Raw genomic sequence first — 3,314 nt, 5'->3', positions numbered from 1 at the left:
GCCACGGCCGCGTGCGCGGCCGCCACATCGGCCGCTTCCAGCGGCCCGCTCCCCCCGCCCCCACCCAACCCCATGCAGCCGAAAATGAGGCGCGAGCCGGCGTCGTTCATTGATAGTTCCCCCTTCGCTGGGCAGGTTTCCAGCGTACGACGGCGGTGCCCGGGGGAGGCATCGGCGCCGGCCCCGGGTGATGCAGACACCGAAGAACACCCCTCGTAGCGGGGCGCCGATTCAACTCGGGTGGCATCAGCCGGTGTGGCGACGGAGGAACGCCACGCTGCGCTCCAGCACCTGCCACGCCGCTTCCAACTCCAGGTTGAACTGGAACTGGTGCCCTAGGCCGGCCTCCGTGTGGGGGAAGAACTCCTCCACGGCCGCGCCCTTGATCCGCAGCGCTTCGACCAGCCCGAGCGAGTGCGGCAGCAACGGGTCCGTGTTGCCCGCTGACACGAAAGCCGGCGGATAGCCGGCGCCCACGTGCTTGGCCACGGAGGCCAGCGCGACGTAGGGACGCTCCAGATAGTCCTTGGCCCCGGTGTAGGACCACAGCACCGTGCGCAGGTAGTTCTGGTTCCCGGCCTGGTCCGCCCCGGCGAGCGAGAGGTCGTACGCCCCGCAGTGCAGCAGCACCGCGCGCAGCCGCTCCGGCTTCATGGGCGAGGCAATGCCGAGCCTTTTGGCATAGTCGGGATCGGCGATGACCAGCGCCAGTTGTGCGGCAATTTGCGCGCCCGCAGAGTCCCCGGCCAGCACGATCCGCTCGGTATCGATGTGCAGCCGGTCGGCGTTGTGTTCCAGGTAGCGCAGCGCGGCGGCCGTCTGGCGCACCGGCGCCGGGTAGCGGCGCACGTGGGCCAGCGAATAGTCCACTCCCACGGCGGTGAAGCCGTAGGAGGCGAGAATCCGCAGGTAATTGGCGACGTCGTTCTTGGTGCCGGAGATCCAGGCCCCGCCGTGGATCCAGACAATTGTCGGAAGGCGCAGCGAATCCTCGGCCGCCTTGTCCGGGAAGAACACGTCCAGGCGGGTATGCCCGTGGTTGCTGAGGTATTCCTGATCCAATACTTCGCTGATTCCGTCCGGCACGTGCCGGGCCATCGCGCGGGCCGTGCGCCGGCCGTCCCGTTCCGACAGCACCCGCAGCAGCACCGCCAGCGGCCGGGGGCTGAAGCGCAGCCACAGGACCAGGCCGCCGGCAAGGGCCGCCGGGACGGCGACGAGCACGGCAACTGCTGTCAGTGCGCGGCGGATACGGACCTGCATGGCTTCCTCCGATCGGCCGGTAGTGAACCAATCGTGAGCCCGCCCCGCCCGCGGGGCAAGCCCCTCCCCTGCCTGACCGTCAACCGTCGGAACCCCCCGCCCGCGAAGGGACGTGAGACCCGCAAACGGCTGGACGGCCCACCGACGAAAAGCCTTGCAGCTCCCCGCCAAGGGCGGGAAACCACGTCACCCGAGGGCAACCACCAGGCTCAGCGCGGCCAAGACCAGGGCGACCGGCGTCATGGTCCACCGCTCGGGCTTGCTGCGCGAGATGGCGTTCATCAGGACGCCGACGAACAGGTACGCGGTCAGGACCCAGCCAAGAACGAGCGACGCGGTCTCCGGCAACGCGTCGAGAAACTGCGCGCGGTCCATGATGACGAACACGAAGAACGCATACAGGAGCACCGAGACCGCGCTCCCGATGCGCAGCTTCGCCGGCAGGATGCGGTGGCTTCCTCCCCAGGCGAACCGGCCCAGCGGCAGGCCCGCGGCCAGCAGGATCTGGAAGACGGCCAACAGCGCGAAGACAAGGCACGCGGCGATGGCCGCAACGGTGATCATGGCGAGCAGTGTAGCGGTGCAGCCTTGAGCCGCGGTCAGGCGGTCAGCGGCTGGCGATCAGGCGGCCGCGCGGTCAGCGGCTCGTGACCTTGCCCGTCAGCGAGGCGATCGGGCGCAGGAAGATCGGCCGGGCCAGGAACCAAGCCGCCACGGTCACCGCGACGGAGGCGGCAAAGATCCAGAAACCGGTCCACCCGCCGTCGTCCGTGGCCGCATACATGTGGTTGAGGTTGCGCAGCGCGCCGGTGGCCAGCACCAGCGTCACGTGCACGATGATGAACAGCACGAAATACACCATCACCGGGAAGTGGATGGCCCGGGCCGCCTCAATCGGGAAGTACTTGTTGACCGCGGCCCGCTTGGGCCAGGCGGCCGAGGTGCGCAGGCCGGAGACGATGGCCAGCGGGGCGGCGATGAAGACGGTCGCGAAGTAGGTCAGCAATTGCAGCGCGTTGTAGTTCACCCACCCGTTCTCCAGCGGCCAGTCCAGCGAGGCGTACTGCAGCACCGCGGACAGCGCGTTCGGGAAGATGTCCCAGCTGGTGGGCACAATCCGCATCCAGTGCCCGGTCGCGAAGATCAGCACCATGAAGACGATGCCGTTCAGCACCCACAACGCATCCAGCGTCAGGTGGAACCACAGGTTCAGGGTGATCTTGGTGGGCGCGTTCCTGGTCTTCACCAGGCCCTTGTTGTTGCGTGTCCAGTACGCCGGCGAGCGGGTACCGGCCCGTACCTGCAGGCCGGTGCGGATGATCAACACGATCAGGAAGAAGTTGAGGAAGTGCTGCCAACCCAGCCACGCGGGCAGCCCGACCGGCGCGGATTCGGGCAGTTCGGAGCGGCCCGGGTAGGCGGCCAGGAAGTCCTGGACGCCCGGCATCGTGCGAAGCCATTTGGCCAGCAACACCAACAGCAGGAGCACGACGACGGCGCCGGCCACCGCCGCGGTGATCTTCAGCCACGTCTTCCGGGTGCTCCCGGACGGTTTCGTCGAAGTGGACATCGCCAGCTTTCCTCGTTCCCTGCGTCCCGACAGTCCGGGCTTCGTGATTCAAGGTACCCCGGCCGGGCGGCATCGTGCCACACGCGCGGCCGCGGCGGCCAGAGCCCGCCGCAGCACGGCGTGAGCGGGGCGTTATTGGCCGTCCTGCGGCATCCATTTCAGGCAGTAGCGCAGGTTGGCGGTGACGGTCCGCACCGCGGCTTCTTCGTCTCCGGCCGCGATGGCGTCCGCGAGGTCCTCGTGTCCGGCGCGCAGACATCCATCGAAGCCGTCCCGCAATCGCTGGGCCATCTTGGTCCCGTGGAACACATCGCCGAAGCTGCCGTACAGCTCGTGCAGCAGCTGGTTGCCGGAGGCCTCGGCCACGGCCAGGTGGAAGTCCCAGTCCGCGGCGATCCAGCCTTCCAGGTCCTGTTCGGCCCACGCATGCCGGCGCCGGGCCAGCCTCTCCCGCAGCGCCTCCACGGCGCCGCCTGGGCCC

At 68.7% G+C, this 3,314-nt stretch carries 4 protein-coding genes; all 4 read right to left on the bottom strand.

The window, feature by feature from the left end; genetic code table 11:
- Positions 1 to 246 precede the first annotated feature (246 nt).
- Entirely contained in the window at positions 247 to 1,263 is a 1,017-nt protein-coding gene (locus AC5RUJ_RS13015; RefSeq protein ID WP_494128451.1) for an alpha/beta hydrolase, read from the bottom strand.
- A gap of 186 nt (positions 1,264 to 1,449) precedes the next feature.
- Positions 1,450 to 1,827: a hypothetical protein gene (locus AC5RUJ_RS13010; RefSeq protein ID WP_494000813.1), complete on the bottom strand. Its 378-nt coding sequence runs from the start codon at positions 1,825 to 1,827 to the stop codon at positions 1,450 to 1,452.
- 73 nt (positions 1,828 to 1,900) lie between these two features.
- Positions 1,901 to 2,833 (bottom strand): cytochrome b/b6 domain-containing protein, encoded by a 933-nt coding sequence (locus tag AC5RUJ_RS13005; protein WP_494024256.1) that lies wholly within the window; start codon positions 2,831 to 2,833, stop codon positions 1,901 to 1,903.
- Between the two features lie 132 nt (positions 2,834 to 2,965).
- Positions 2,966 to 3,314 (bottom strand): FadR/GntR family transcriptional regulator (locus AC5RUJ_RS13000; protein WP_494155969.1); only part of this gene is annotated, 349 nt, incomplete at its 5' end.

This window comes from Arthrobacter sp. Y3223164, assembly GCF_059091005.1.
This window is presented reverse-complemented; position numbering and strand designations above follow the sequence as displayed.